This window comes from Streptomyces sp. CC53, from assembly GCF_001865245.1.
In the GTDB taxonomy this organism is placed as follows: domain Bacteria; phylum Actinomycetota; class Actinomycetes; order Streptomycetales; family Streptomycetaceae; genus Streptomyces.
Genome location: NZ_MKXB01000172.1, coordinates 12815 through 16239 on the forward strand (window position 1 = coordinate 12815; position 3425 = coordinate 16239).

The following is a 3425-nucleotide window of genomic DNA, read 5'->3' on the forward strand; positions in this document are numbered from 1 at the left end:
AGCCCGCGAGTTCGCGGACCTGCTGACCTCTGCCCGCCGGCAACTCGGCGATGCCCCGCTGATCGTGGTGTGGGACAACGCCAGCACCCACCACGCCAAGGCGTTGTGGGAGTTCTGCGAACGCAACAGCGACTGGCTGACCATCATCAAGCTCCCGCCCTACGCACCCGCCCTCAACCCCGTCGAAGGCGTGTGGGCCCACCTGAAGAAGTCCCTGGCCAACCCCGCACCCCGCACGATCGACGAGCCGACCCCGCTCGTGAAGAACCGCCTACGCGCCATCCAACACCGACCGCAGATCCTCAACGGCTTCATAGCCGAGACCGGATTCGGACTGGAGCCCCCGTAGCCCCGTCACCCTGCCCTTTCAACCTCAGAAGCAACGTAGGTTGTACGGGGTGGGGGTGTGGGGCCGGGCGGGCGATGGGCGCCGGCGTGTCCGGCCCTCATTCGCAACTCACTCGTGATCAGTGACACACGACGACAGAGACCTGGACTCAGTGGGACTGAGTCCGGGTCTCCATGTTTCGCACTCTTGCTGGTCAGCGGCTTGGTCACGCTGTCCGAGCTGGAGACAGGATTCGAACCTGAGCAGCGGCTCCGGAGGCCGGCGGCGAAGTGGGAGAACGCACAGGCCAAGGCGCTATCGGAGTCCTACCGGCGACAGATTGTCCACAAGGATCAGGGCGCCAACGACAGGACACCTTGGGCATGAAGATCAAGTTCTACGGCTGGAGTACTAGGCTGTCGGAGCGCTCCGATACCCTTGCGAGCATCTCAGTGCAGGCGGGCATACGGACGACCCGTTGCTAGGAGGATCGACGTGACTCAACCACCGTTGCCGATGGATGTTCCGCAAGCGAAACGAGCGGCCAACACCACCACGTTCGTGGACAACATGCGGCTTCCAGTGCACCGGTGGTTCCGATACAGCGCTGGCTTCTCAGCCCAGTGGGCTGCGACGGTGATTGCGGAGTCCGAGGCGAAGCATGTGCTCGACCCCTTTGGTGGCTCTGGCACCAGCGTCATCGCTGCCGAGACAGTGGGAGCTACTGGCGTCGGCGTCGACGTGCACCCGTTCGTCACCCGCATCGCGAAAGCCAAGCTCGCATGGCGAGCCGATCCCGACGTTCTCATCAAGCGCGCCGACGAGGTTCGACTTGAGGTTGGGAAAGGCAGCCCCGTAACGGAGCCGTCCTCGCCGCTGATTGCCAAGTGCTTCCCCGACCGGGAGGCCCTGCTTGACCTGCTGCGTGTACGCGATGCCATCGAGCGCCTCCGAGTTGGGGACGAGTACGACGAGCTGCTGTGGCTGGCGTTCGTGAGCATCATTCGTGCCTGTTCTCCTGCTGGGACCGCACAGTGGCAGTACGTGCTTCCGAACAAGACGAAGAGCCGTGTAGCGGAGCCGCTTGCGGCATTCGAGGCCCGCGTCGAACTCTTCGCGCAGGACATGTGGGCAATGGGCTCCAGGAGATCAGCTCCCGAGGGGCAGATCATCGAAGCCGATGCTCGGACACTGGAGGGTGTCCCGGATGGATGGGCAGACCTCATTGTCACGTCGCCGCCGTACGCAAACAACTTCGACTATGCCGACGCGACGCGACTGGAACAGTCGTTCCTCGGAGAGATTGTCGGCTGGGGCGATTTGAAGCCGCTGCGGAAGAAGCTGATGAAGTCAGCGACCCAGCACATGGGCGGTTGGGACCCTGCTGAGGCGCTGGAGTCGCCACTGCTGGAGCCGATCCGCAAAGAGCTGTTGGCCGTCTTCGCTGAGCTGGCGAAAGTCAGGAGCACGAAGGGCGGGAAGAAGGCCTACGATCTCATGGTTGCGGGCTACTTCTTGGACTCTGCGCAGGTCTGGCAAGCGCTCCGGCGGGCGAGCGCGCCAGGCGTAAAGGTCTGCTACGTCGTTGGGGATTCAGCCCCGTATGGCGTTCATGTGCCGGTCGAGCGCTGGCTTGGAGAGCTCGCACTCTCGGCGGGGTTCAACGAGTGGCGCTTCGAGAAGGTGCGCGACCGTAACACCAAGTGGAAGAACCGGAAACACGATCACCCCCTCCACGAGGGTCGACTTTGGATTGAGGGCTGAGAATGGCGACAGCACCGGGTCACCTCCTCGGGCAGATCATCGGCAACGTCATGGAGGAAGCGCTGAAGCCGGTCCTCCAGGACGTCGCTGGCCGTCATGACCTGTACCTCGACAGTAAAGGTCCTCGTCCCGGAGTGCGCCCCGGCACGCTGGTTACATGGACCGATGACTTGGGGAACAGCCACGACCTTGACTTCGTGCTGGAGCGCGGAGGCAGCCCCAGAAAGGCTGGGAATCCAGCGGCCTTCATAGAGGCGGCGTGGCGGCGGTACACGAAGCACTCCAGGGCGAAGGCGCAGGAGATTCAGGGAGCTGTGCTCCCAGTGCTTGCGAAGTGGAATAACGTTAAGCCGACGCCTGCTGCGGTGGTGGCCGGACAGTGGTCGGCGCCGTCCCTGCAGCAGATGCGGTCAAGCGGATTCGTGGTGCTGCATCTCCAGTTCCCGACCACGGCGAAGGTCTTCCGTGATGCTGGTATCGATATTGAGGGACTCGGTGAAGGCACGCCAGACGACTTCTGGCAGGAGCAGTGCGATGCTTATACTAACAAGTCCTACGCTGAAAAGCGGGAGTTGGCAACTGCGTTGCGCACCGCTCACGCTGACGAGTTCCGCGAATTTGTCGCCGAACTGGAGTGCCGCGTAGTGAGGAGCATTGATTACGTCGTCGTCACTCCATTGCATGGAAACGGTACGCAATACGCGTCTGTTCGCGATGCTATTCAGGGTGTCAGGTCCTACTCCTGCGGTGTGGAGGCTGCTCCATTCCTGCGATTCGAGATTCGGATCGCGTACACGAACGGAGACGTCATCCAGGCGACGTTTGGCACTTTGGCCGACGCGGTTGGTTTCCTCGACACCTTTGTTTGACGGGTCCTTCCATAAATCCTACTGAGGTTGAACTCGTGATATCATGGGGTTGCTCAGACCGCGTTTGAGATCTCACTGATTGACGTGTGAGAGTCGTCGGGGGCCGGGTCGGGTTGCCGGTCGGCCGCGGGTGAGTGGGCGGACCATGATGCCGATCATCGCCCAGCGGATCATGGTCTCGGAGTGGGCGGGCTGCTGTTCGTAGTCCCGGGCGAGGCGGCGGTGTGCGGTGATCCATGACAGCGTCCGCTCGACCGCCCAGCGCTTGGGCTGGACCTGGAAGCCCTTCTGGCCGGGGTCCTTGCGGATGATCTCCAGCTCGCGGCAGAGGACTGAGGCTGTCCAGTCGACCAGGCGCCCGGCGAACCCCTGGTCCGCCCAGATCTTCTTCACACCCGGGTGGTCGAGGCGGGTCCACAGCAACGGACGTCGCGCGCCGTCACGGTCCTGGACGCTCGCGGCGA

The 3425-nt window shown here is 63.0% G+C and carries 4 protein-coding genes; 3 read left to right on the top strand and 1 reads right to left on the bottom strand.

What is annotated here, in order from left to right:
• From BJP40_RS34985 to BJP40_RS21530, 3 genes are all read left to right on the top strand, one after another.
• Window positions 1–349 (top strand): transposase (locus BJP40_RS34985; protein ID WP_218153225.1); only part of this gene is annotated, 349 nt, incomplete at its 5' end.
• Between the two features lie 474 nt (window positions 350–823).
• Entirely contained in the window at window positions 824–2092 is a 1269-nt protein-coding gene (locus BJP40_RS21525; RefSeq protein ID WP_218153226.1) for a site-specific DNA-methyltransferase, read from the top strand.
• A 2-nt stretch (window positions 2093–2094) separates the two neighbouring features.
• Window positions 2095–2961 (top strand): hypothetical protein, encoded by an 867-nt coding sequence (locus BJP40_RS21530; protein WP_071281736.1) that lies wholly within the window; start codon window positions 2095–2097, stop codon window positions 2959–2961.
• A gap of 72 nt (window positions 2962–3033) precedes the next feature.
• On the opposite strand, the gene BJP40_RS21535 is transcribed toward BJP40_RS21530, so the two are convergent.
• On the bottom strand, window positions 3034–3425 hold a 392-nt coding region (locus tag BJP40_RS21535; protein WP_218153227.1), incomplete at its 5' end, for a transposase.